General features: G+C 35.3%; 29 protein-coding genes and 1 riboswitch. Of the genes, 6 read left to right on the forward strand and 23 right to left on the reverse strand.

The features are described 5' to 3' along the window. The first annotated feature begins 404 nt into the window (after positions 1-404). Positions 405-572 carry a hypothetical protein gene (locus tag C8D70_RS20880; protein WP_181416145.1) on the forward strand — a complete coding sequence of 56 codons (168 nt, stop codon included), beginning with the start codon at positions 405-407 and terminating at the stop codon, positions 570-572. A gap of 75 nt (positions 573-647) precedes the next feature. Here the strand turns inward: C8D70_RS20880 and C8D70_RS15655 are convergent, their stop codons facing one another. From C8D70_RS15655 to lpxK, 6 genes are all read right to left on the reverse strand, one after another. Beyond that, a complete protein-coding gene (locus C8D70_RS15655) occupies positions 648-2,120 on the reverse strand; it encodes an alpha-amylase (protein ID WP_110367915.1) in 1,473 nt (490 codons plus the stop codon). Between the two features lie 44 nt (positions 2,121-2,164). Beyond that, on the reverse strand, positions 2,165-3,262 hold the full coding sequence (dinB, locus tag C8D70_RS15660; RefSeq protein ID WP_110367917.1) for a DNA polymerase IV: 1,098 nt from the start codon (positions 3,260-3,262) through the stop codon (positions 2,165-2,167). A gap of 181 nt (positions 3,263-3,443) precedes the next feature. Then, positions 3,444-3,899, reverse strand: coding sequence for a GNAT family N-acetyltransferase (locus C8D70_RS15665; RefSeq protein WP_110367919.1), 456 nt, complete (start codon positions 3,897-3,899; stop codon positions 3,444-3,446). Between the two features lie 85 nt (positions 3,900-3,984). Next, positions 3,985-4,500: a TlpA family protein disulfide reductase gene (locus C8D70_RS15670; protein ID WP_076595081.1), complete on the reverse strand. Its 516-nt coding sequence runs from the start codon at positions 4,498-4,500 to the stop codon at positions 3,985-3,987. Between the two features lie 209 nt (positions 4,501-4,709). Beyond that, positions 4,710-5,525 carry a purine-nucleoside phosphorylase gene (locus tag C8D70_RS15675; protein WP_110367921.1) on the reverse strand — a complete coding sequence of 272 codons (816 nt, stop codon included), beginning with the start codon at positions 5,523-5,525 and terminating at the stop codon, positions 4,710-4,712. Beyond that, positions 5,509-6,534 carry a tetraacyldisaccharide 4'-kinase gene (gene lpxK, locus C8D70_RS15680; protein WP_076595018.1) on the reverse strand — a complete coding sequence of 342 codons (1,026 nt, stop codon included), beginning with the start codon at positions 6,532-6,534 and terminating at the stop codon, positions 5,509-5,511. Before lpxK ends, C8D70_RS15675 begins: the two co-directional genes overlap by 17 nt. A 108-nt stretch (positions 6,535-6,642) precedes the next feature. On the opposite strand from lpxK, the gene truA reads away from it, so the two are divergent. From truA to C8D70_RS15695, 3 genes are all read left to right on the forward strand, one after another. Next, a complete protein-coding gene (gene truA, locus C8D70_RS15685; RefSeq protein WP_110367923.1) occupies positions 6,643-7,374 on the forward strand; it encodes a tRNA pseudouridine(38-40) synthase TruA in 732 nt (243 codons plus the stop codon). Between the two features lie 27 nt (positions 7,375-7,401). Further along, entirely contained in the window at positions 7,402-7,746 is a 345-nt protein-coding gene (locus C8D70_RS15690) for a hypothetical protein (protein ID WP_110367924.1), read from the forward strand. Between the two features lie 243 nt (positions 7,747-7,989). Continuing rightward, on the forward strand, positions 7,990-9,741 hold the full coding sequence (locus C8D70_RS15695; RefSeq protein WP_110367925.1) for an ABC transporter ATP-binding protein: 1,752 nt from the start codon (positions 7,990-7,992) through the stop codon (positions 9,739-9,741). An 88-nt stretch (positions 9,742-9,829) separates the two neighbouring features. On the opposite strand, the gene C8D70_RS15700 is transcribed toward C8D70_RS15695, so the two are convergent. After that, the gene (locus tag C8D70_RS15700; RefSeq protein ID WP_110367926.1) at positions 9,830-10,444 is read right to left on the reverse strand and encodes a class I SAM-dependent methyltransferase; all 615 of its coding nucleotides are present in this window, start codon (positions 10,442-10,444) and stop codon (positions 9,830-9,832) included. Positions 10,445-10,648: 204 nt separating this feature from the next. Beyond that, on the reverse strand, positions 10,649-11,323 hold the full coding sequence (locus C8D70_RS15710; protein WP_110367928.1) for a DUF4919 domain-containing protein: 675 nt from the start codon (positions 11,321-11,323) through the stop codon (positions 10,649-10,651). Between the two features lie 218 nt (positions 11,324-11,541). Between C8D70_RS15710 and C8D70_RS15715 the strand changes: the two genes are divergently transcribed. After that, positions 11,542-11,757, forward strand: a complete 216-nt coding sequence (locus tag C8D70_RS15715; protein ID WP_076595024.1) for a hypothetical protein — start codon at positions 11,542-11,544, stop codon at positions 11,755-11,757. A 57-nt stretch (positions 11,758-11,814) separates the two neighbouring features. Here C8D70_RS15715 and C8D70_RS15720 read toward each other — a convergent pair whose 3' ends face one another. Together C8D70_RS15720 and C8D70_RS15725 are read right to left on the reverse strand one after the other, a co-directional pair. Further along, the gene (locus C8D70_RS15720; RefSeq protein ID WP_076595025.1) at positions 11,815-13,107 is read right to left on the reverse strand and encodes an MFS transporter; all 1,293 of its coding nucleotides are present in this window, start codon (positions 13,105-13,107) and stop codon (positions 11,815-11,817) included. Between the two features lie 107 nt (positions 13,108-13,214). Next, a complete protein-coding gene (locus C8D70_RS15725; RefSeq protein WP_076595026.1) occupies positions 13,215-13,967 on the reverse strand; it encodes a DUF3575 domain-containing protein in 753 nt (250 codons plus the stop codon). 166 nt (positions 13,968-14,133) lie between these two features. Between C8D70_RS15725 and C8D70_RS15730 the strand changes: the two genes are divergently transcribed. Beyond that, positions 14,134-16,218: an outer membrane beta-barrel protein gene (locus C8D70_RS15730; protein ID WP_110367930.1), complete on the forward strand. Its 2,085-nt coding sequence runs from the start codon at positions 14,134-14,136 to the stop codon at positions 16,216-16,218. A 62-nt stretch (positions 16,219-16,280) separates the two neighbouring features. On the opposite strand, the gene C8D70_RS15735 is transcribed toward C8D70_RS15730, so the two are convergent. The 13 genes from C8D70_RS15735 to C8D70_RS15795 form a co-directional block, all read right to left on the reverse strand. Further along, the gene (locus tag C8D70_RS15735) at positions 16,281-17,279 is read right to left on the reverse strand and encodes a T9SS type A sorting domain-containing protein (RefSeq protein WP_110367931.1); all 999 of its coding nucleotides are present in this window, start codon (positions 17,277-17,279) and stop codon (positions 16,281-16,283) included. A gap of 136 nt (positions 17,280-17,415) precedes the next feature. Next, positions 17,416-18,063, reverse strand: a complete 648-nt coding sequence (gene ribB, locus C8D70_RS15740) for a 3,4-dihydroxy-2-butanone-4-phosphate synthase (protein ID WP_110367933.1) — start codon at positions 18,061-18,063, stop codon at positions 17,416-17,418. A 92-nt stretch (positions 18,064-18,155) separates the two neighbouring features. Next, positions 18,156-18,281: riboswitch (FMN riboswitch) on the reverse strand. Between the two features lie 126 nt (positions 18,282-18,407). Beyond that, the gene (locus C8D70_RS15745; protein WP_076595030.1) at positions 18,408-18,848 is read right to left on the reverse strand and encodes a DUF1801 domain-containing protein; all 441 of its coding nucleotides are present in this window, start codon (positions 18,846-18,848) and stop codon (positions 18,408-18,410) included. Positions 18,849-18,887: 39 nt separating this feature from the next. Then, positions 18,888-19,667: an alpha/beta fold hydrolase gene (locus C8D70_RS15750; RefSeq protein WP_110367935.1), complete on the reverse strand. Its 780-nt coding sequence runs from the start codon at positions 19,665-19,667 to the stop codon at positions 18,888-18,890. Positions 19,668-20,066: 399 nt separating this feature from the next. Continuing rightward, entirely contained in the window at positions 20,067-20,570 is a 504-nt protein-coding gene (locus tag C8D70_RS15755) for a DinB family protein (protein ID WP_110367936.1), read from the reverse strand. Between the two features lie 31 nt (positions 20,571-20,601). Next, positions 20,602-20,985, reverse strand: coding sequence for a 5-carboxymethyl-2-hydroxymuconate Delta-isomerase (locus C8D70_RS15760; protein WP_110367938.1), 384 nt, complete (start codon positions 20,983-20,985; stop codon positions 20,602-20,604). A 52-nt stretch (positions 20,986-21,037) separates the two neighbouring features. Continuing rightward, positions 21,038-21,592 (reverse strand): hypothetical protein, encoded by a 555-nt coding sequence (locus C8D70_RS15765; protein WP_110367939.1) that lies wholly within the window; start codon positions 21,590-21,592, stop codon positions 21,038-21,040. Between the two features lie 69 nt (positions 21,593-21,661). Further along, a complete protein-coding gene (locus tag C8D70_RS15770; RefSeq protein ID WP_110367940.1) occupies positions 21,662-22,303 on the reverse strand; it encodes a hypothetical protein in 642 nt (213 codons plus the stop codon). 68 nt (positions 22,304-22,371) lie between these two features. Continuing rightward, a complete protein-coding gene (locus C8D70_RS15775) occupies positions 22,372-23,340 on the reverse strand; it encodes a hypothetical protein (protein ID WP_110367941.1) in 969 nt (322 codons plus the stop codon). A 58-nt stretch (positions 23,341-23,398) separates the two neighbouring features. After that, positions 23,399-23,875, reverse strand: a complete 477-nt coding sequence (locus C8D70_RS15780; RefSeq protein WP_146212891.1) for a hypothetical protein — start codon at positions 23,873-23,875, stop codon at positions 23,399-23,401. A gap of 84 nt (positions 23,876-23,959) precedes the next feature. After that, entirely contained in the window at positions 23,960-24,619 is a 660-nt protein-coding gene (locus C8D70_RS15785) for a DUF2461 domain-containing protein (protein ID WP_110367945.1), read from the reverse strand. Positions 24,620-24,757: 138 nt separating this feature from the next. Continuing rightward, on the reverse strand, positions 24,758-25,201 hold the full coding sequence (locus C8D70_RS15790; protein ID WP_146212892.1) for a hypothetical protein: 444 nt from the start codon (positions 25,199-25,201) through the stop codon (positions 24,758-24,760). Positions 25,202-25,263: 62 nt separating this feature from the next. Continuing rightward, the gene (locus tag C8D70_RS15795) at positions 25,264-25,917 is read right to left on the reverse strand and encodes a DUF4919 domain-containing protein (protein WP_110367947.1); all 654 of its coding nucleotides are present in this window, start codon (positions 25,915-25,917) and stop codon (positions 25,264-25,266) included. Between the last annotated feature and the right edge of the window lie 17 nt (positions 25,918-25,934).

Below are 25,934 nucleotides of genomic sequence, written 5' to 3' on the forward strand. Positions count from 1 at the left end.
CGTTGATTGTATTGCTGGTAAGTTGCTCCTCAGCATTGCTTACTTCCTCTTCCAATCAACTGTAAAATATTACGAATTATTTTTGACAAAAACACTAACTATTTTTGACCACATTACCTGTTTAAATAATTAAAAGTTTTCACCGTTGTAAAGATGACACCAAATCTGGAGCTCCGAAAGATGTAGCTGGTCATCAAAATTTTAAAACCTCTTACCTTAATCAATATTCCAACTGAAGAGGCAAACATTGACATCCTTAAACGGGGTGGTTCATCATATTTGCAATATTTATATTTTTATTATATAAATTGTGTATGTTAAATCAATAAATAATACTTAATGTTTATCCATAATTGTATTTTTTTAATGTATATTTAATGATTAAACCATAAAAAATAGTAATTATGAAAACAAACAAAGATTTCAAAGTGAGAAAACTGAATCGACAGGAATTAAAGAGTTTAAAAGCCGGAGATATTAACAGAGGTAAGGTATGCTGTACTTCCAACGAAGACGGTCAATGTTGTGAATGGGCTAAAGATATTTGGTACTGCCAGTATATCTATTGCTAAAATATACTTCTGATAAGAACAAGGCATAACTGATCGTCTGGCCAGGTATGCCTTTTGTTTTGCTGAAATTTAATCTTATTCAGGAATCCAGACGCTCACGTTTCCTGCCGGAGCAGGAAAATCTCCCCACCCGTTTTCATCAATGGTTACTTTTTCTTTGAATCTTTTCAACACATCTTTGAATTTTTTTCCTGCATACAATGTTCCCACTTCCATAGGCTTGTTGTAAGAATCTTTATTGCTCAGAACAACAGCACATCCGCTATATTGATCATCTCCCATACGTACCCAGCCGAGGCAGTTCGCATCCTCAAAATAATCATGCTGGTCTCCATAGGCATGATCTTTCCTTGCTTTTAGTAACTCTTCAATACCGTCTACTTTGGGCATGAATATTTCCTGATCATTGCCTTCTCTGTCTTTATCCACATAATGAGCACCATAGAGATCAGGATAAAATATACATGGGTAGCCATCTTTTCTCAATAAAATAAGGGCATAAGCAATAGGTTTGAACCATGGCTCAACAGGGGCTTCAAGATCCTGTAAAGGCTGTGTATCATGATTGGCTACTAAACTGACAGAGTGTATAGGATCTGCCTGGGTAAGCGTTTCATCAAAAATTCGTCTGAGATCATAAGAAGCTCCTTCCCTGGAGGCTGTATGAAAATTATTCTGCAGGGAACTGTCAAAAAGACTCATGCATCCTTCCGTCACTTCAATATATTTTTGGAGAAGATGGAGATATCCGGGAGCCCAGTATTCTCCAACGGCGAAAATGTCTTTTCCGGAATTAGAACGGAGCAGCATAAGCCATTCTTTATAAAAATCAAAAGAAATATGTTTTAAAGCATCCAGTCTCACTCCATCAAAATCGGTCTCGTCAAAATACCATTTAGCCCAATTGTTGAGCTCTTCCCGTACAAAAGGATTCCGGTGCTCAATATCATTATACATCAGGTAATCATAATTTCCTTTTTCATCATCTATCATTTCCTCCCAGTCATTTCCGTATTCTGACTGTATTTTAAAGATATGGGAATCCATCCCTTCTGCATAATCCACACCGCTGAAACAGGTGAAATTCCATTCAAAATCAGAATATTTTTTTCCTCTTCCGGGAAAAGTGAATTTTGTATAAGATTCTATTTCGATGACATCGGAAATTATTTTTTCCCTGTTCTCTTCATCTACTTTTACGACTTTAAATTTTTCCAGTTCGTCACCACCGGCTTTATGCCCGAGAACAATATCTACAATGACTTGTATATTTTTTTTCTTTAAGGCTTTAATGGCTTTTGTATACTCGTTTTTCGTGCCGTATTTGGTAGGAAGCGTGCCTTTTTGATCAAACTCTCCCAGATCATAAAGATCGTAAGCATCATATCCGGTAGAATAACCGCCATTTGTTCCTTTATAGGCTGGAGGAAACCATACAGAAGTAATTCCAAGTTTTGCCAGGTATCCGGCCTGTTTTTCTGCTTCTTTCCACAATTTTCCGTCGCCTTCAGAATACCAATGGAAAAACTGAATCATGGTTGGGTTCATAAATTTGCTGATTTGGTTGATACAAGATAGCGAAAAAATATGACCTATTCATTTTCGAATTCTTCAAACGGGATTTTTAGTTGAACTGAAACCTGTTTTTTCTCTTCTGTATTCAGTTGAGAGAGGGATAATCCGAGCAGACGTACTGCTTTATCAAAAGGACGAAGTTCCCAAAGTTTTTTTCCGGTAATATAATACTGCTCAGGAGACGAAAAATAATCTTCCCTGGTTATACTTCTTGTGAAAAGAGAGAAATCTTTATATTTTATCTTTAAAGTTAAAGTCCTTCCGAGAATATTATTCTTCTGTAATCTTTGGTGGATTTCCTCTGCAAGGCTTTCCAGCTTTTCATTGATCTGCTGTTCATCCAGAAGATCCTCAAAAAATGTTCTTTCCACAGCCACACTTTTCTGAATACGATGAGGCTTTACTTCAGAAGTATGAATCCCGCGCACCACATTGTAATAATGCTGACCGGACTTTCCAAAAAGCCTTACCAGATCTTCAAGCGATCTTTTCTTTAGATCTTTTCCTTTATAAATTCCTAAACTAAACATTTTGTTGGCTGTTACCTTTCCAACACCATAAAATTTTTCCACAGGCAGTTCTTCCAGAAAATGCTCCATTTTATCAGGATGAATGGTTTTCTGGCCATTCGGTTTATTAATATCAGAAGCTACTTTAGCCAGAAACTTATTAACTGAAATACCTGCAGAAGCCGTCAGACCGGTCTGTTCAAAAATTTTCTGACGTATTTCTTTGGCGATGAGGTTAGCCGATTCCATTCCTTTTTTATTTTCAGTAACATCCAGATAAGCTTCATCGAGTGATAGGGGTTCTACCAGATCGGTATATTCATAGAAAATTTCCCGGATTTTTTTTGAAATTTCTTTATATCTGCTAAATCGGGGGGGAACAAAAATGAGCTGAGGACACTTTTCTTTGGCCGTCTTACTGGGCATTGCAGAACGTACACCGTATTTTCTGGCTTCATAACTTGCGGCTGCCACTACACCTCGGTGCTGTCCTCCTACGGCTATCGGTTTTCCTTTCAACTCAGGATTATCATGCTGCTCCACAGAAGCATAGAATGCATCCATATCCACATGAATAATTTTACGAAGAGGCAAAGAAAAATCCATATACAAAGATATGGATTCCTTTATTTACGGTAAATTTTTATAGAAGGGAAGTTTGAAGCTGGAGACTGGAAGGTAATGAGGATAATATGGAAATTGATGACCTGTTTATTGAAAATGAATTAAAAAAATAACGGATTATTTAACGCATTAAGATTACTTCCATATCCCATCTTCCAGCCTTTTACGGTTTTAATCTCATCATAAGAATATGGGATTCAAAACCTGCTTTTTCATAAGCTTTTATAGCGGATTCATTTTGAGCATATACTTCTAGTCTTACCTCATTGATTCCTCTTGATTTTGCCCAGGCAATGAGTTCATCGGTAATCACTTTATTGATTCCTTTTCCTCTGTACTCAGGCTTTAAATACATAAAACCGAGATAGGCATATTCTTTAAACCGGTAATAGTTCTTCTCTGCTTTTTTGATCAGGGCATAGCCTGATGCAATGATTTCATTATTCTCTTCGGCAACAATTAAGGTTGCTTCCGGAGATTGTATCAGAGATTTTAAATCATAATAATGAATCTCTCCATCAATCAATGTACTGTTGAAAGGTCTTTCTGCAGTAACAACTCCCTGTTCAAATTCTAAAAGAATTTCTAAATCCTGTTCTGTGGCTTGTCTTGTGATCATGGTGTTTAATAAAATTTTAAAAACTCATTGAAAGCAGATGAGTTCCAATGAGTTTTATGTTTTTCGAATTAAAAATAAATGGCAACTATTTTAAAAGTCTGTCTATGGTTTGCTGAATTTCAGGATCGTCAGGGGAGATTGCATAATATTTGGCAATAGAAGATTTCTGATCAATCACCATATATCTTGGGATCCAGTTAAGATCTACATAATTATTAAAATCGTTTTTCCAGCCCGTAGAAAACCAGTAATTTTCTTTGTGTTTCATATCAAATCTTTCCAGACTTTTTTCAAACCCTTCTTTTGAACGGTCTAATGACAGAAATACAAAATCAATATTTTTGTTGTGTTCTTCTAATTCCTTGGCTTTTGGAAGAGCATTTAAACAGTCTCGGCACCATCCTGCCCAAAAATCAATCACTAAAACTTTTCCTTTATGCTGATCCAGTATCTGCTGAATGGTAATGGCTTTTCCTTCTTCATCTTCCAGTTTCTGTTGTAAAGCTTCTTTTGAAAATCCTGTTTTAAGGACTGAAGGCGCTTTTTGTGAATAGCTTATTCCAAAAATACCTATCATAAATAATAATATCAACTTTCTCATCCCGTACAATTTCATTTGTACAAATCTAAACAATGAATTGCAATCTGGGATTGATTTATCTGGAATTAGGAAAAATTTATAATATTGATGGATTCTATGGGATGGGAGAGTGGGAGTGTGAAAACCACCCCATCAAAAATTCTTTGAATTTTTGCCACCCCTCCAGAGGATGGGAATGTTACGTCTTCAGTTGTAGTATTAGGTTATTTTTACCGATAGTTTTTAATCAAACCTTTGACAACAGCAATTACATTCGGCATTGCTTTGTTGGCTGCATTCAGAACTTCTTCGTGAGAAACGGCAAAAGCCACATCTGGCCCGCCAAGATCGGTGATGACAGAAATACAGAATACATCCATCCCCATATGTCGGGCAACGATGACTTCGGGAACAGTACTCATTCCTACCATATCACCACCAATGGCTTTAATCATTCCGTATTCGGCAGGAGTTTCAAAAGTTGGACCTTGTAATGCCACGTAAACTCCCTGATGGATTTTAATCTGGTGATCTGCAGCTGCCTGTTCCGCAATGGCAATCATTTTTTTGTTGTAAGGCTCGCTCATATCCACAAAACGTGGTCCAAGCTCATCTATATTTTTTCCGCGTAACGGATGCTCGGGCATCATATTGATATGATCTTTCAGAATAACAATATCAGCCACGCTATAGGCAGGGTTTACCCCGCCGCAGGCATTGGAAAGAATAAGATTTTGAATTCCCAGCAGATGAAAAACTCTTATCGGGAAAGTGACCGTCTCCATTGAATGTCCTTCGTAATAATGGAAACGTCCGCTCATCATCAGTACTTTTTTTCCTTCCAGAAGTCCATAAATCAGTTTTCCGGTGTGTCCGACAACAGTAGTTTGTGGGAAATGGGGAATGTCTTTGTACTCTAAAACGTGGATGGGTTCTACTTCATTTTGTAACTTTCCAAGACCGGATCCTAAAACAACTGCAAAATCAGGAGTTTCCTGAATGATATTTTTAATGAAATCTGCGGTCTCTTTAATTTTTTCTAACATAATCTAAGATGATTTGGTTGAATTCTTCTTTCTTATCAATAAGTACATTGATAGGCCAGTAGTAAACAATATCTCTAAGATAGTCAAAAGTTTTCAGACGTACATAATCTTTCTCCGTGGTTAATATCAGTTTATATTCTCCGAGTTTTTTGTATTCAGCAATAATTTTTTTAATATCATCATCTGTGAAATTATGATGATCTCTGAACTTTAAATGTTTCACTCTTTTTGAGAATTTTGCCAGATGTTCCAGAAGCGGTTTAGGATTGGCAATTCCGGTAATGAGTAAAATATCATAATAATTCAGGTTGTTATCCGGAAGCATTTTATCTTTTCCGTATACATTTTCGTCATAGCCGATGGATGAAAAGAATACTTTTTGTCCGTAAGAAGGTCTTATTCTTGAGATATAATACCTTTTTGTTTCTTCTGTGAGTTCATCAGGACATTTGCTGACCATGATGATGTTTGCTCTTTTATAACCTGCTCTTGATTCTCTAAGATCTCCGGCAGGAAGAATATAATCCTTGAAAAAAGGATCATTAAAATCAGTCATCAGAATATTGAATCCGGCCTTAATGGCTCTGTGCTGCATAGCATCATCCAGTACAAGAACTTCAAGATCCATGTCATCAATCACTTTTTTGGCTCCGGGAACACGTTCTTCGGAAACGGCAATTACGAAACGGTTTTTAAAGCGTTCAAAAAGCTGCATTGCTTCATCACCTACCATTTTGTAGTTGCTTTCGTAATTCGTTACTTCATAGCCTTTGGTAAGCCTTCCGTAGCCACGTGAAAGCACTCCGGTTCTGTAATGTTTGGATAGGAGCTGAGCAAGATACATCACCATGGGTGACTTTCCGCTTCCGCCCACAGAAAGGTTTCCGACATTGATTATCGGTGTTTTGAATTTCGTCGACTTAAAAATTCCCAGATCATACATTGTGTTCCGGATACCCGTTACCAAATGATAACCAAGGGAAAAAGGATAAAGGTACCATCTTTTCATACGATTGCAAAAATAGGAATTTTCATAAGCATTGATGTAATATTCTCGAAGACTTTTCAACAAATATTTCGTTAAATTAAAGTATTTTTGTGGAGTTATTACAATACATTGAGATACTTTATTGAATTTTCTTATAACGGAAAGAATTATTTCGGCTACCAGATACAGCCGGATGCTATTTCTGTACAGGAAGAACTGGAAAAAGCGCTGTCTACAATTTTGCGCGAAGAGATTAAAACAACAGGAGCAGGAAGAACAGATACAGGAGTTCACGCCAAAAAAATATTTGCCCATTTTGATACCGGAAAAGAGTTGGATGATCAGCTTACACGCAGACTGAACAGTTTTCTTCCACCCGATATTTCCATTAAAAGGATTTTTCCGGTAAAAGATGATTTTCATGCCCGTTTTGATGCGACTTACAGAACCTACGAATATTATATCTCCCTGGAAAAAAATCCGTTCACTCAGGAATCTGCATGGCAGCACTGGAAAAGAGGGCTGGATATGGATGCGATGAATGAGGCCTGCAAAATTCTTTTTGAATATGAAGATTTCACCAGCTTTGCCAAATTAAAAACCGACAACAAAACCAATATCTGTAAAATATACAAAGCAGAGTGGGAACAGAATGGTTCAGAGCTGAAATTCACCGTTTCTGCCAATCGTTTCCTGAGAAATATGGTTCGTGCTATTGTCGGAACGATGGTGGAAATTGGAACAGGAAAACTGAAACCTGAAGATCTCCGTAAAATAATTGAAGATAAAAACAGGAACGCTGCAGGAACTTCAGCACCAGGGCACGGGCTGTATCTTGTAGATGTGGGATATGAATTTTAAATAAAAACTAAAAACAAAATAATAATCATGTTATCAATTTTTATTCTTATCGGCGCTTACCGATATTATGCGCAATTAGCAGAAAGGTTTGGAAAAACAAAGTGGCAGTATGGTATTCTGGCCATCGGTATTTATCTGGGTACCCAGCTTTTATTAGGTTTCGGTTATGGTATGTATATGGGATTAACAGATCCTGAATCCGCAGAAAATGTTAATTATACAGGATTTTCCGCCGTGAATATCATTGGCTGGTTAATCTCTATTGTCGCTGTTTGGGGTGTTTATAAATTCCTTGAAAATAAATTTGTCAAAGAAAGATCTGTAAAACCAATTATCGAAATTGAAGAAATAGGAAAGATCTCGGATCAGTAAGATCTGAGTATTGGAAATTAAGATTATCCTTTAATAAAAAGAGTTTTACTATCAATAGAGGTTTGCAATTGATGAAAAATATATACTGGTCTGAATGGAAAAAAGTGTTTAATATATTCATATTGTAAATAGTAGGTATCTTATATTTTCTATTACGATTTGCAGAAGTTGTAAAGGCGGTCCGGTTATAATGTCTTATTTTTGCATAGAATTTTATTTTAATTCTTTCTTTCGATTCGTACAATGAAAAAACAAGATACCTGGGGAATTATAAAAAGGCTGTTCTTTATCGGAATGAAATTTCGTTCATGGTTCATCCTTACCCTTATCATTTCCATATTCCTTTCTATCGTTTCTACTTACAGGCCTTATCTTACCATGCAGGTGGTGGATAATGATATTACAAAGCTGCATAATAAGGCTTTGATGATGAAACATATCTATATCCTTGTTGGATTGGTCTTTGCTGAAACAGTTTTAAACTTTTTCCTGGTTTATTTTTCAAATTTCATTTCGCAGAATGTAATCAGGGATATCAGAGAGCGTTTATATGCCAAGCTGATTTATTTTAAGACCTCATTTTTTGATAAAACGCCTATCGGGCAGCTGGTAACGCGTGCTGTAGGAGATGTGGAGACCATTGCAACGGTATACACAGATGGTTTCCTGATGGTATTTGGGGATATTCTGAGAATTTTGTTTGTACTGATTATGATGTTCAGTACCAATGTTCACCTGAGTTATATTACGCTGGCCATTTTACCTTTAATGGTTGTGATTACAAGATTCTTCCAGAAAAGACTGAAAAAAGCTTTCGGGGATGAGAGAAACTGGACGGCCAATCAGAACTCTTTTGTTCAGGAAAGACTGGCAGGAATGTCGATCATTCAGGTCTTCAACAGACAGGAATCTGAGTTTAAGAAATTTGATGATATCAATATTACGCTGAAAGGAGCATTACTGAGAACGGTATTTATTTTCTCACTGTTCTTTCCTGTAGTGGAACTTATTTCTTCATTATTCATAGGGTTTATTCTTTTCTATGGAGGATATATTACCATCAGTGCAGGAGTTGTAATTGCATTTATCCAGTATATTTCAATGCTGATCCGTCCATTAAGACAGATTGCAGACCGCTTTAACAATATCCAGCGGGGAATTGTAGGAGCGGAAAGAGTACTGGGATTAATGGATGAAGAAAACTCAATGCCAAATAACGGCACCGTGAAGAAAGATCACTTTGACGGAAAAATTGAATTCCAAAAAGTACACTTTGCTTACGATGAAAAGCAGGAAGTGCTGAAAGGAATAGATTTTAAAGTAAACCCGGGAGAAACGGTAGCGATTGTAGGGGCAACTGGTGCCGGAAAATCTACCATCATCAGCCTGATTACAAGATTATATGATATCAACTCCGGAAATATTCTCATTGATGATGTGGATTTAAAGGATTATGAATTGTATAATCTGAGAAGCCATATCGGAGTGGTATTGCAGGATGTATTCCTTTTCCATGGAAGTATTTTTGAAAATCTTGCCTTCGGGGATGACAGTATAACACTGGATAAAATAAAAGCAGGTGCACGGGAAATTGAAGTAGACGAATTCATCCAGCAGCTTCCCGGCGGATATGATTATGTAGTAAGTGAAAGAGGTTCATCCATCTCTTTAGGACAAAGACAATTACTGTCTTTCCTGAGAGCTTATCTGTCAGATCCGAAAATTTTAATTCTGGATGAAGCCACATCTTCTATTGACCACGAAAGCGAAAAACTGATTCAGAGAGCAACAGAGAATATTACCAAAAACAGAACCTCCATTATTATTGCCCACAGACTTTCCACTATTGAAAAAGCAGATAAGATTATTGTGATGGAGCATGGTAAAATTGTGGAAGAAGGCAAGCACCTTGAACTTCTGGATAAGAACGGTTACTATGCCACTCTTTACAAAGCCCAGCTGCGAGTAGAAGTGGAAGAAGAAAAAGAATTATAATCAGGAAGAATAATCATTCCTTTGAAATGAGATAAACAAAAAAGAGAGCCAGTAATGATTCTCTTTTTTTATCTAAATAATACACTCGTTACTGCTTTTTAAAATTACAGAATATGAAATTTTGAATGGTCTCGAAAGGAGTCGTGTGATCTTCAGTAATACATTGTAATTTTTTAAAACTTTTTTCAAATTTTTCTGATAATGATTCCTCGTCATACTGTTGAATATCCAATCCACTGCATTTCGTTGGACCGTTTTTCGAAAAAGTTCCGACGATTATAAAATTGTTCACATTTTTTTCTGCAATACCAATATATCTGGAAACCTGTTCCGGGGTTGTGAGAAAATGAAAAGCAGCCCTGTCATGCCAGATATCATACTTTTCTGTAGGCTCGAAATCCGTAATATCAGTGACAATCCATTTTACTTTACCTGCAGAATCACCCAGTCTTTGCCGTGCTTTTTCCAGAGCTTTGGCAGAAATATCAAGTACGGTAATATTTTCGTAACCATCCTCAAGAAGAAAATCAACAAGGTTACTGTCTCCGCCGCCAATATCAATGATGCTGGCTTCTTTTCCCAATCCGGAAGATCTTATAAAATCAAGTGATCTCTGAGGCTTTTTCTGAGTCCAGCTTACCTGATCAGGACTTTTGGTTTCATATACATTTTCCCAATGATTTTTGTTGTCTGAAGATATCATGATTCTTTTAATTGATTATTGATCTCTTCAAATTTATTAATTAATTCGCCAAGTTTACCCTGCTGTTTCTTTATGGTTAGTGGTTTCAGATAAAACCAATTGAAGCGAGTCCAGACAAGCGTTACTGCATAAGTGAGAATACCTGATCCAAACCGTCATTCCTGAAGTATATTCATACATAAAAAACACATTCCCGGAAAATGATTAATCTAATATTCTTCCGTAGAATCTGCTGATGTCAAAATAAAATCCTCCCACTTTGTATTTGTCCTTTTCGAACTCCTGATAGTCGCATTTTCCTTTCAGACTTTGTGATTTTGTTTCCATTTGGAATCTGTTTAAAAGTACATATTCATCCGTTACGGAAATAACATGAAAACCTGTTTCACATGTAAGTCCGTCACCGGAGGTAAGGATAGCATTTAATAATCCGTGGAAATTTCCCGCAATTTTTTCAGCAGTGGCATCGTCTTTATTTAAATGATATAAATAAGCCAGATAATTCATAGCACGCAGATCCAGTGGATTTTCATCCAAAGCATCGAGAAATAACTGGATTCCTTTGGACAGATCTTTTTGTGAAATACCCTCGCCTCGGTAATACTTGGCAACTTCTTCGGCTTTCTTTCCTGTTTTATAAGGCTGATATGCTTTTTGAAATGTATATCCGAAATAAAGATGACGATATTGATTCCTGGTAAGGAGCGTATCGTTCTGTTTTAATCTTTTTAAAAGTTTCGGATAATAGAATTCTGAATTTTTATCTTCAATATTTTTTTGAATGACAGCATAATCCGGTGCTTTAAATTCCATTTTCTGACCATGAAGGAAAGTAAGCAGCGTGAAAAAGAATAAAGAGAAAAATGCTTTAATATTCATGGTTTGTATAAGGTTGTGACAATTTTCTGTAAGGTTAAAAATACGAAATATACATCAATTGAATAATATCGATTAGCTATTTATAAAAAAAACAATAAAATATTACCAGAGTGTTACTTTGTGTTGATAAATTTACTAACTTTATTCGGAATTTAAGATGTTACCCCTGACATTTGAAGGGGTAAAAGGAATTTTTAACTAAAAAACTATAAATATTAATGAGCAGTAGTATCCAAGATGAATTTAAAGTCTTCAAAGACGAATTAAGAAAGTTGAATATCGAAGTACAGAAAGTGGTAAAAGTAGGAAACGGTAGTATGGATTTTCACGAGGTTTTCTACAAATCACCGAGGTATGAAGAGATAAAAAGCATATACGTCCAGCGTCATAATCTGGATAGTATGATTGAAAAATTTAAACAGGCCTATCATTAAAAATAGAACGAGCGCCACAGATTTTCTGCGGCGCTCGCTTTTTATAATTTTCTGATACTAATCTTTATCCAGTGCTGACGTTTTTTTGGTGTCTTTCATTCCGATATAAACAACCAGTGAAAAAAGAATACATCCGGTAATGTACCAATAAAAGTATTCTTCAGAACCCATCTTTTTAAACCAGAGTGCAATATATTCTGCCGTTCCACCAAATACCGCAACTGTTATTGCATACGGCAAACCAACGCCAAGTGCCCTGATTTCAGAAGGAAAAAGTTCTGCTTTTACTACTGCATTGATGGATGTGTAGCCGCTTACAATAATTAAAGCTGCTATAATCAGGAAAAATGCACCCCAGATTGATGTGGTTGTACTTAGTGCTGTAAGAAGCGGAACGGTACACAAAGTACCCAAAATACCAAAGCCTAAAAGAAGTGGTCTTCTTCCGATCCTGTCAGATAAACCTCCAAATACAGGCTGAAGGCATGCAAATATAAAGAGTGAAATAAAAGAGACTAATGTAGATTCTTCCTTTGTAAGGTGTACGGTATTCACCAGGAATTTCTGCATATACGTTGTATAGGTATAAAATGCCAGTGTTCCTCCTAATGTCAGCCCTACAACGGTAAGTAATGCTCTAGGGTGTTTCATCAGTTCTTTCACTGTTCCTTTTTTCTTTTCGCTGACTTCTTTTTTATTCTCAAAAGCTTCGGTTTCATGAAGGTTGGCGCGAAGATATAATGCAATAATAGAAAGCATTGCTCCAATCACAAACGGAATTCTCCATCCCCATTCCTCAAGCTGAGCCTCTGTGAGTAATAGTTTTTGTAAAATAAGCTGAATACCTAAAGCAATAAGCTGACCGCCAATTAAAGTGACATATTGAAAACTTGAATAAAATCCCCTTCTGTCCTGCGTGGCCATTTCGCTGAGGTAAGTTGCAGAAACCCCATATTCACCGCCAACACTTAATCCCTGAAGTAACCTTGCCAGTAAAAGTAATAAAGGAGCCAGAATACCTATGGACTGATAAGTAGGTGTAAGAGCAATCAGCAGAGATCCAAAAGACATCAGCAGAACGGAAAGCGTCATTGCTTTTTTTCTTCCGATTTTATCTGCAATACTTCCGAACATCCATCCGCCGATTGGGCGCATTAAAAAACCGACAGCAAATATTCCTGCGGTATTCATCAGTTGGGCATTCAGGTCAGAATCCGGGAAAAATGAATGGGAGAAATAAATGGCAAAGGCTGCATACGCATACCAGTCATACCATTCAACAAGATTTCCGATAGATCCGCCAATGATGGCTTTGATCCTTTGGCCTGTGGTGATTGAGTGTGAGTCCATAGAAGTATTTCCAGAAAGTTTTTAATAATGGCATCCAAGATACAAATTTCAGGAAAAAATAAACCGTTCTTAAAAGAGCGGTTTAATCCCAAATAAGAATGATTTTTCTAAAACCTATATCCAATGGAAAGTCCGCTTCTGAAACCTGCCCACGGCCCGTCCACTTTTATTCTGGCACCATTGGCATTGGTTTCTACGGTATACTTAACAAATGGAATATCCAGATTTTCAATTTCTTTTTTAAGCTCAGCCTGCATATCAGGTGTCAGCACATAATCTGAGGTCATGGTAAAATCACCTTTTCCACTTCCATAATGAGCTCCTGCGATCCAGAAATCAAGGACAAGATTCTGACTTCTGGTCAGAAAGAACTGTACGCCTACCATTAACCCACCGCTGTTGCCTTTGGTGTCTCCCTGGCCTCTTAGAGGAATTGGATAGGTGTTCCCGTCAGGACCATTGTAGTCATAATAAAAATTAAAAGTATTTGAGGTAACACTTGAATAACGGTAATACGGTGCAAAATAGAAACCTTTCCCATAGCCTTTTCCAATATAAAACCGGGGTTCTATGGTGAAATTGGTAGCTTTTACTCTCAGATTCTGGAATCTTTCTTCATCTTTATCTTTCAGAAAAGCATTGATAAAAGGGACTTTCCCTTCAGTCATAGTCCCGAATCCGATATTCACAGAAAACCATTGGTTAATGGCTCTTTCATAAGACAGATTGATATTTCTGAATGCATAAGCCGTACCATTGGTCTTGATGATATTCATCTTCTCTGCCGCGCTGTTATGAATTTCCTGAGCTCCCAGAACAGAAAACAGGAAGCACGGAATTAATAGAAATGCTTTTTTCATGACTCAATATTTTGTGATATAAAAAAAGTACCAGCAAAAAACGGGCTGGATTTAACATAATAATTTGAATTTAAAGAAAAATAGGTCAATTATTTATTTGTTTGCTTTTATAAATGTAATATTTACCGGGAATTGATTGTCCTGATAGTATAATTCATCTTCAGACATGAAAAAAACTATATATACCATTTTCTTTCTTTGCAGTGCTTTTATATTTTCACAGGAGAAGAAGAATGATACAATGGATGCAGCAGCCACTAAAGAAATTCAGGAAGTTATTTTGAAATCACAGCGTAAAAAGCAATTTGCAGACAAAGCCGTTTATACTTTTGATAAAGAAGCACTGGAAAAGGCCCAGTATGCAAAAGATCTGCTTCGTACCCTTCCGGAATTGCAGCTGAATCCGGTAGAAAACACCATTACGAGTACTAAAGGAGGAACCATACTATTTCTTATCAACGGGATTGAAGCTACAGATATGCAGATCCGTAGTGTTGCGCCCAACGAGGTTTTGAAAGTAGAGTACTATGATATTCCTCCTGCAAGATGGGCGACAAGAGCAGATACGGTAGTTAATATTCTGACAAAATCTACAGAAACAGGGTATATGTTCGGGGCAGATGTGTCTGCGGCTTTGAATACCGGTTTTGTGAATGGTTCTGCTTATGCTAATTATACAAAAGGAAAAAATAATTTCGGACTTGAGTATTCCCTCAACCTCAGAGATTATAATGACAGAAGAGTCAACAGTATCTATGATTATCAGCTGAACGGGAAGCATTACCGCTCTGATGAAAACCGCAAAGATCATTTTGGATATACTTTCCAGAATATTGCTTTGCGTTATACGAGATTTGTTCCTGACGATTATGCTTTTCAGACAAAGCTGAATATGGATATTTTCAGCAGATTTTCGAAAGGAGTAGGACAAAGTGTCTTTACTGAAGATAATCTGAAGGAAGAACATAATATGTTCAAAAATAATGGTTCGGATTATGTGATTCCTAAGCTGGATCTTTATTTTTCTAAAAAAATTGGTGAAAAAGATGAGTTAAGTATTAATGTATTAGGTTCTCATTACACTACCAATACTACAGAAACAGCCAAAGAATGGATAGTAGGTTCAGGATTGTCTGTGTATGATAATGATATGGTATTGAAAGCAAAACAAACGAGCTGGGTTGGAGAGCTGGCGCATATACATGATTTCAAGGCAGGAAAACTTTCATCCGGATACCGTATTTCAAGGTCTTCTATATCCAATGATTTGAATAATCTTGCAGGATATTCCCAATACAATGTCAACTATCTGGAACAGTATTTTTATAGTGAATTTGCCGGAAAAGTTGATCAATTTAGCTATCGTATCGGAGCAGGGCTTACCAATATTCACAATAAAAGTGCAGAAAATACTTTTGATGAATGGACTTTTACTCCAAAGGTTATTTTAGCCTATCAGATTAAAGGAAATCACAACCTTCGTTTTACGGTAAGTTATAATCCGGTAAGTCCATGGAGTAATGCTTTGAGTAGTAATGTGGTACAGTTGGTACCTAATATTGTTCAGAGGGGAAATCCTTTTTTAGAATCCCAACAGGTTTTTTCTAATAACCTTATCTATTCTTTTAATAATAAGTATTTTGATTTTAATGCAGGTTTATTTTACCGATATACCAACAGGGTGATCAATCAGTACTATGTTCAGGATGAGGTATTGAATGGATATGCATTAACTTACGAAAACGGAAAAAATGCTCAGAGATATGGAGTTCAGTTAACAGGTTCTTATAAACCTTTCGGGAATAGCCTTTTGGTTATAAAGGCTGTGATCACACCTACTTCCGAAACTGTGAAAACAAGTAAAGGTGTTTTGATAAAGAATGATTATTTGGGAAATTATTTTTCGATTTCTTCAGAATATAAATCTTTCTCCGTTCAGTACCAGTTTAATATTCCGGTGTATAGCCTTAGTGGAGCATTCCTGAATACGAATGAAAACCAAAATAATATTTTTGTGAACTATAAACATAAAAGCTGGACCTTTTCCACAGGGATGTATTGGATAGGAATGCCTTCAGAGTATAAAACAAAAAGTTTATCGGAAAGCCTGGTAGATTATAAGGTACATACACAGATTATGAACAATAAATCCATGTTTGTATTAGGGCTGAGTTATGATTTCTCGAAAGGAAAAAAAACAGAAATTCAGCGAAAGCTTAATAACGAAACTGCTCCTGCAGCTACCTTTTAGAAGCTATTTTGAATGTTAATAAGAAATCCCCGCTCATTTGTAGGAGCGGGGATTTTGCTTTATTATTTCTTAATGAATTTCGTGTTCTTTGTGTCTGCAGCATTTTTTCCACTGATCTGAATGAAATAGGATGCAGGAGGAAGATCTGAGATCTGTATATTTCCGGATTTTACGTCTGAAGTTTTAACCAGTTTTCCGTCCAGACTGTAAATATTTGCTTTGGAATAATGATCTGTATTTCCTTTGAAACTGATAAAATCCTGTGCAGGATTTGGATAAACCACTAGGTTTTCTTTTTTCACTGCATTGTTTACCGCCAGAAATGTTTCACTTAATGCAAATGAAGTTTTTACATTCTGGTTGATACTCAACAATGGAATACTGATATTTCCGCTTGTAGAACTAAGCAGAGCATACCTGTGAGAAGCATCGTAATAAGAATATGCTGTATTGGTTATTGCTCCGATAGGGTTGGAATAAGTAACGTCCAGAGATGAATACAGATTTAAATTCTGTGTGAATTTTACTCTGAGAACATTACTGTATGTTTGATTGCCTATAATTAAAGTTCCATATGCATCAGCAATGGCAGTCATTGTACCACTGAACAATCCGCTGGCAGATGATGAGGAGAAAGTTCCTTTGGCAGTGTCGTTTTGTGCAGGTCCGTAAGTTGTTGGATAATTAATGTGAGTACCGTTATCCACATTAAAGTTTAAAGTTGCCTGTGTATTTACAATTCCTGTAATTTCCAGTTTAGTGGAAGAACTTTTGTAATAAACGGTTGTTGAGCCGTCTACCATTTTAAGATTAGAACCCGGGAAAGTTGCTATTTCAGTAGAAGAAGGAGTTGAATAGGTTGTTTGTGACGCGGCTCCCATGGTAAGTCCTCCATTTGAAAATGTTGCGTTAGGTCCTGTTGCAGAATTGTTTACGGTGCCGGTTGTGTTGTTGTAATTAACAATATTTCCGGAAATAGGATCATTGGCTGCTTTTGTAAGCGTAATCTGCGCAGAAAGCATGGCAGAAGCTCCTAATAAAAGGAGTAAAGATTTTCTCATAGTCAAAAATTTTTGTTAAATGTAAATAAAAAATGGCATTCAATTATCAAATTAATTGCCTTTTGGTTGAGTTTTTAATAAAAAATGCCTGTTGATCGGTTCAACAGGCGGTGTGTGCGTTAAAAAATGTTTAGGTCTAGTTACTCATTATCATTTTACGGTAAGCATAAATATCTTCAATGGTTACCACACTCATTCCTTTTTTGAGAGCAAAGTCTGCAATTTCCGGAAGCCTTGCCATAGAACCATCTTCCTTAGTTAGTTCGCAAAGTACAGCATCTTCACCCAGGTTGGCCATTTTTACAAGGTCTACACTTCCTTCGGTATGTCCACGTCTTTCAAATACACCACCTTTTCTGGCAATCAGCGGGAAAACATGCCCGGGGCTGGCAATATGCTCTGCCTGTGCGCCTGATGCTATCGCTGTTTTGATTGTGGTTATACGATCTTTTGCTGAAACTCCTGATTCCACACCTTCTTTAGCTTCAATGGAAATGGTAAAGGCAGTTTGATTTTTTGAATTGTTGTTTTCCACCATAGGGCGAAGGTTGAGGTGGCGGCTTTTCTCTTCAGAAATGCATAAGCAGACGATCCCGCTGCATTCACGGATTAGAAGTGCCATGTCCTGTTCTGTAATCGTGGAAGCGGGAAAGATGATATCACCTTCGTTTTCACGGTTTTCGTCATCTACTAAAAGAATACCTTTTCCCTTTTGTAATGTTTGAAGTGCTTTTTCTACACGTTCTCTGGAGCTAGCTCCGAATTGTTCTAATAATTTTTCCATGTTATTTTACTTTTAAAAGTTAAAATACTCTTCGGTACATGGAAATGAAATACAACGCAACAAGAATCCATTAGGACTCTTATTGGTCATCTCATTTTCTTCTCCCATCCAGACTTTAACTGTCGGTTCCGGAATTTCACCAGATCAGTCCTTTCAGAAAAAAGGAGTCGCGGACTGTAACCGCCGGTAGGGAATTACACCCTGCCCCGAAGAAAACTTATACTAAGTTTTGCTGTATGTTGTAATTTAAATTTTTATTTCATTGAATAGTATTTAACGCACAGACTGCTAATTTCGGGAAGTTTTTTGAATTGGAGAAGAAATTGATGACGAATCAGCTTACATTATTTTTCTCTACAGGCACATTCATGATTTTCATTTAAATAAGCAATGGTTGTCCTGCATATTTTTTCTAAGATGTCAATATTGATGTCAGAAAGCTTCTTGATGTAAATGCAGGATTTTCCCATTTTAAATTTTCCAAAGTCATCCAATAACCGCTTGCTTTCTTCGGTAGGCGAATAAACATACAGTGAAAACTCTGCTTTACGTGGTGAAAAGCCTATGAGCGGCATATCGCCTTCATGTCCGCTTGTATATTTATAATGATAACTTCCAAATCCGATAATGGTTGGTCCCCACATTTTAGGCTCAAATCCCGACCATTCACTCATCAATTGTATTAATTGAAAGCTATCCGATTTTTTTTCATTTTTTTCTACAAATGAGTTAATGAAATCAGTTACGTTTACGTCAGTTTCGTTAGTTTTATTTGCTTTAGCCATGGTTTCCCATTTTTTTAGTTATCATTTTTATCATATATTTCAAATCAGTCTTTTCAGGACATTATCTAAAATAGCATTGAACTCATCCGGTTTTTCCAGCATAGGATAATGTCCGACTCCTTCGATAATAACATAATCATAGTTTTTCAAATATTTACGGTTTGCTTCCAGATCAGTAGGAGAGGCATCAGAATTGATGGCAATAACTGGTATTTGAACTTGTTTCGCAATGGTATTGAAATCCGTTTTATATAGAGGTCTGAGAAGGTTGATGGCTAGTTCAGGCTTATTCTGAAGAAATTCGTACTGCAGTCTTTCTTTTACGTCAGCAGGAGTTTGCTCAACAAACAGGTATTGAGGCAAAAAGTTTTCCACCGCATATTTAAAATCCGTCATATACTGTGTGAATAAAATTTCTTCAGCCTGTTGTTCTGTGAAAGCTTCATCCAGATTTTTCAGGGTATCAATCAGAATCAGAGCTTTTACCTTTGGTATTTTCAAAGAAGCTTCAAGTACATAGGCGCCGGACATAGAATGTCCTATAAGAATGATTGCATCTGATTTCACAGTATCGGCAACTGCTTTAATGTCATCAGCATATCCGGCGCTCGTCCATTCCTTTCTTGAGGAATCAGATTTTCCGTGCCCTGCGAGATCCATTTGTACAATGTGATACTGACTGTTTAAATATTTTTGCTGAGCGTCCCACCATTCAGCATTCCCAAGCCATCCATGAATGAAGATTAGGGTTGTTTTTCCGCTTCCGGATTCTTTGTAACATATTTTCTGACCGTCTGATGATACTGTGTGTTTTTCCATTTAAAATTGTGAGTATTGGTTATTATAAATCAAATTTACAAATCGCAGTGATCATATAAGAATTGTTACCGCAGATAAATGGAAACTCACTCTAAAAATGCGGATAAGTTATCCACAAAACTTATCAACATGATCTTGTATTATGGGAATTTTGCGAAAATTTATATTTATTGTAAATTAAAGAAATACAGGTAATTATGGATAACTTTTTAATTCATCAAAAAGTTATCCATAGTTTATCCACAGAGGTATATTCAAGGATAAAAAGTTATCCACAGATATTTTGAAATGTGGATAACGGTTTGTTTTTGATTTAAATTGTTTTAAATCAATGATTTAATAGTATTTAAGTTGATGATGTGAAATTCTTTATCAGACTTATCCACAAATTGATTGGTTTTATTGCTGATCTTTGTAAATATTCCAGAAATTAAAATCGGTCATGGGTGCATCCGTGATTCCGATATTTCTTCCCATTGTTACAATTTGTCCTCTGTGATATGTTCCGTGAAGAATAACATGCTGGATATATTCGTATTTTGAAAAATTGCACTGAAACCATTGGGATTCTATCTTTACATTTTTTGCAAGATCTTCTTCAGATAAGCTTTCCACATAATCCACCAGTTTTTGAGAATTGTTTTTTATCGCATTAAAAACATCTTCTTTACTGCTGGTGTCTGTTGTTTGGGTAAAATCAAAATCATTATTCTCTGAAATATGGCTCCACCAGTATTCCTGGGTCTGCCAGATATGATGCAGGGTTTTTAAGATAGTCGGGAAACTGGAGATTGTCTCCTGATTCAGCTGTTCGTCAGACTTTGTGGATAACCAGTCAATGTATTTATTGACTACCCAATTGTTGTACTGTACGCTTTTGTTGACTAATGTTTTTAGGCTCATAGTATTATATTTTGTAGGTTTTAAGAAGGTGCTATAATCCGAAATGCCGGTCTTTATTAATGTTTTCAGGATTGATGAGTGCTTTGTTGCAGTAGGTTGCTGCTTCAAAATCACTAATGTTTACAGAAAGAAAAGAAATATCAGGCAGCAATTCTGAAAGCCGGATACTGATTTGTTTTGACAGACTGGCTTTTTGTTCTGTATTTCGTCCCTGCATGATGTATCCGAATACATGAAGAAAATTTTTTTTGCCTTCCCCTAATCTGTAATACTGATAAGGCTGGATTCTTATTTTGATATCATTGGGAGCAAACAAACCAGTAGCGCCAGCCACTCCGTAAACGGCATCCATCAATTCATCGGGAATTCTCCGCTGAAGAATATCCTGTGAACAATCTATAATAAAATGAGGCATAGACTATATTTTGTGGTTTGATTTTGTGTGAGATAAAAGTAATAAAAATTGTTTATGCCTCAGTACTTAGATTAAATAGTTTGGTTATTTTTTGATACAGATCATTCAGATATTCATTATGAGGGGCGCAATTGCCATTGCTCATTTTTAACAGACTGTTTTTCTTCATTGCATAAATAAATATTCCATTTCCGTCTGTACAATTTGAAGGAACATCATAATTGTTATTGAGCCAAAAATGATTTTCAGATAGTAATTTCATGAATTGTACATATTGTTTTTGAGTTAAATTTTTCTGTACAAGAATGGTAAACAATGAATTTCTTTTTTCACCTGTCTTCTGATCGTATTCACTTGTATATATTTTCTTTTTGACAAGAATATATTTGTGTCCTTTTTTTTCTATCCTGAGTAAATGATTATCTCGAAATGCAGACCATTTGAAAAACTGATATACTTCATTATTTTCTTTAAAGGTCGATTTATCAATACATTCTAAAGGTTTTTCTTTAAGGTTTTCAGATAAGTATTTACATATATTGTCATTGTTCTGAGCAGTAAGAAGATTGAATATAAAGGGTAGAATGAATAATAATGCTTTTTTCATAGGTTAAATTTTAAACAAATAAAGCCGCTCTTGTAACGGAACAGCTTTCAATATATTGTCAACATCAGCTTATCGATAAGGCAAATTGATTTCTTCAATTTTTGTTCTCAAATCTCCAATGGTAAAGGTTTCTGAATTACATTGGAATTCAGGAATATCGTGCTTGGATAAGAAATCATTTAAATCATCACAATTTTGCAGAATATTAAATTCTTTATTGTCTAAATCTAAAACAATTCCTTTGGTTTTCCCATTGATAGAGTAGGTAAGAGGACTTAATGCTCCCCAAAAAGCCTTGGACCATAAGCCTTTCATGTTTTCTTCAAAATAAATGAATCTTCCATAGTTTAAAACTTTGCAGAATCTTGAATACTGGTCAGGATCATAGCCATTGTCTTTCTTGTTGGTATATTTCCGATAAGTCTGAAAATACATTTCTCCTTTATGCGAAACAGCTAATGGAATTTTTACTTTTTTATTTTTTTGTTTGAAATAAAAGAATGCTTTTTCCGGCATATCAAGAGAATCACACTTTTCACAGGATTTGAAATAGACCTCTTCGGTTGAAGAAGGCTTTTTATTTAAAACATCTTCCAAAGTCATATAAATGCCTTCCGGAAAATCTCCTTTTTTGATGGATGGATATTCTTTTTCTTGTGCTGTTACTATGCTGGAAATAAAAAGAAGAGCAAATAAAATATACAGTTTCATGGGTTTTGTTTTTTCTCAGCGGCTAAATTACAAATAAGTAGATAGCGAAAATAGAATAAAAAGAAAGTTTATTCGGTTTCGCTGTAAGAATTAACCTTATAAAGCAGCTGGAACTTGATGGTATCTTTTTTAGAATTCGGATATTTTTCTTCATTTACCTGTTTTTCGAATTCTTTCATAATTTCCAGATCCAGATCATCTTTAACTGCAAACTGAATGTCATTTTTCTTTTTTCCTAATTCAAATTGGACCATTATTTTTCCTTCCCTTTTGGAATTTTTAAACAAATTCTCAAATATCTTGTTGGTTTTGTCAATAACAGACTTAATATCCTCAATGGAAGAATTCGCCTTTAATTCAGAATCACCGGTCAAAAATATGACCTTTTCCAGTTTAGTTTCTCTGTTTCCTTTATCGGTAACATACACTTCATTGCCATTTTTATAGGTTTTAATTGTTCCTTCCGTTGTATAGGTTCCGTTATCAATAGGATTATTGTAAGAGTTTTTATACGGGAATTCATCAAGCCAGAATAATGTCTGATTTTTTTTCAGAAAGTTTAAAATATAACGCTGGTTTTCGGTTTGCAGAATGAATAAAGGCTCTTCGATGTCAAATGAAATGGTAGACCAATAGTATTTTAATTCATCTTCATTGGCTTTTCTAATCTGATAATTTCCAAAAACTTCTTTCTTAAATTCATTCCATATCTTTTTTGAGTCATCCGGTTTCTTGGCCATTTTCCCCTCAATTTCCACATCATCTATATAGAAAATCAAACTATCAGGAATACTTTTTAAGTTTTCTATATTTTTAAATCTTTTCCACAGAGTTGGTCCTATAATTAAATTATTTCCCAGTACATCATAATTGGTTGTATTGGTTAGGCTCTCATTAAGTGTTTTTTTTACTTTTTCGTTGATTTTATCATCTGCATAATGATAAACCACGCCATTGGGAATGGTTATTTTCTCCGTGATTTGTGCTTTGACAGCATTGACGAAGAATAAAAAAATGAGAAGAATTTTTATTTTCATGTTTTTTTAATTGGTTAACATAAAAAAAGGAAATCTGATTTTTTCTGTGTCCTGAATATTATTGTGTAAACTGTAATGTATGAATTGCTTTTAAAAGTTCTACCTGACTTTCTTTTTTCAGATTTGTACCATATAGATTGAATCTGATTTTTCCTATTGGTCCAGTCTTGAGGCTGTCAATATAAACTCCTGTTATTCCTTTTCCCACTTGTTTGGGCTCTAATATTTTTACCTTGTGCCCATCAATTTTTTTATAGGTTATTTTACTTTTGACAAAATCTTCTCTATTTACATTTTTATCAATGACAATAAATTGTGTTGTATCAGCCTTTGGATTCACTGCTAGAAGTTTGTTGAAATCTTTTCTGTTAATAATCGTGACATTTTCTTCTAATGTATAGGAATAAGGTCCGTAATCATAAAAAATCGAATCATTATTTTTTGTAATGATAATTCCGGCATTACTATCATATGCACCCAGTTTCAACTTGCTCCAGTCTTTAGGAGCCTGAAGTTTAAAACTGCGAAAATCCATGGATTTTGTTTTCTGAGAATTCTTAGAACAACCAAATATTATGAAAGAGGTAAAAATGAATAAGAGCATTTTTTTCATGACTTTTTAAAATAAAGGTTCTCCGTTCAAATCCGTGGTCAGAATTTCACTCATATAATCAAAAAAAGGTCTCATGGCAAGTAAGGTTTGCAGTGCTTCTTTTTGAAAATTGTCTGATAAAACCTCCTTGTCTGTAAATTTCCGCATTACAACAAATTGCTTTTTCCGGATTAAATCTATAGACGGATGATTTTTATCAAAACCTCGCGGAGCTGTTTTTACAGCATCACCTTTGAGTTCTCCAAAATATTGTATAAAAGTCTTATCTGAGATAATTTTTTCAATTTCTGAGCTGCTGATTTCAAATTCTTTACGGATACGAAGTAAATCTTTGGCTTCCGGACCCCAAAAACCGCCTCCTACAAAACTGTTGCCGGGTTCCAGCTGAATATAATATCCGCCTCTCAACATGGGTTTCGACCGCGAATATCCAACACCAAAATTGGTTTTATAGGGTGTCTTGTCTTTGGAAAAACGAACGTCATTGTAAATCTTGAAAATATGAATTCCCTTCAGCTGGTCATGCTCCTGAAGTTCATGATAGATCTGAGTAAAAAAAGCTTTGTTTTCTTTTACAATGACATCGTACTCGGATTTATGTTGGGCAAACCATTCCCGGTTGTTGTTTTCTTTTAAATGGGTGAGAAATTCAAATGCTTTTTTCATGTTGTTGTATGGATGTTTTACTCCTGAATATTTCTGAAAGTCTTCTGGCTTATTGTAATGTAATTTATAAACTCTGGGATTTGAATGATAGAAATAAACTCAGCTGTTAACTATTCTATTGATAATATACATCATATTTTAGTCTCGGATTCTTAATTTGAGTCTATTAAAAACTTTTTTAGTGAGATAGAATTCTATCCCAAATAATGAGTAAAAAAAGGCTGTTAAAAGTGCAACTAATACAAGATCTCCTTGAAAGTCCGGATCGATAATTTTTTTGATAAAAGCAAACAAAAATATAAACAAGAGAATTGAAAACCATATATATCCGAAAAAACTTAATCTTAAATTAGGATTTTGAAAATCGTTCTTTTTAAAAACAATAATTAGGGTGGGAAGAACTTTTGAAAAAAGAGTTTTTATTCTTGTAACCTCAATTCGATTTTTAAACTCTCTTCCATAAAATAATTTTCCATCACTCGTGTATGAAGAAGTGTTAGCTAAATCTAATATCATAGAACTTCTTTTTGAGTTTTTTCTGATAGCTTCATCAATTTTAGCAGGACTAAAATTTAAATTCATTTTAATCATAGTGTTTTTTACGGTTGCAAGTTATTGTTTTTATACTATTAGTAGAATGCCATTTAAAAAAAATATCCGCCCACTAATTTTACAAATATTTCTCTGTCTCCAATTTTATAAATGGTTAGAATGCTTCCGTCTGAAAGTTGTCTCATTTTCTGACTGAATTCAGCTCTTGGTCCTGAGGTAGCAAGGTTTTCAAGCTGTTGTAAAACTTCACCAGGGGTTAAAACACAAATTGCAGTCTCTTCACTTTTCCCGTCACCACTTTTTTCTATCGTTTGAATGATTACATCTTTTTGCTTAGCACATAATTCTCTTTTTTTATGATCATCAAGTGCGCGGTAAATATTCATCATATCATCCAGTAAATTTTTATTAAGAGGATTGATGGCGTATTTTGATTCTGCCTCAGCAAGCATTTTTTCCGCTTTACTTTTTGATAGTCTTTTTTGAGCAGGTTTCCAGAATGTACCGGATTCACTGTTATAATTTCCAATGGTGTAATCAATTTTTATGAATTTACTTCCATAATACAATTGATTCAACTGCTCCTGCGTCAATTCAGAAGGATTTACTTTAAATACATCTAAAAGTTTATAAAAATTTTCCTGTGGATTTTCAGTGACATTCTTTTTAATAAGCTCAGTGTTTATCTGTGCAGAGAATGCCTGAAAAAATAAAATTAAAATACCTGAAATAATATATTTTCTCATTGTTTATATGTTGAATT

It is taken from the genome of Chryseobacterium sp. CBTAP 102 (genome assembly GCF_003201365.1).
Lineage (GTDB): Bacteria > Bacteroidota > Bacteroidia > Flavobacteriales > Weeksellaceae > Chryseobacterium > Chryseobacterium candidae.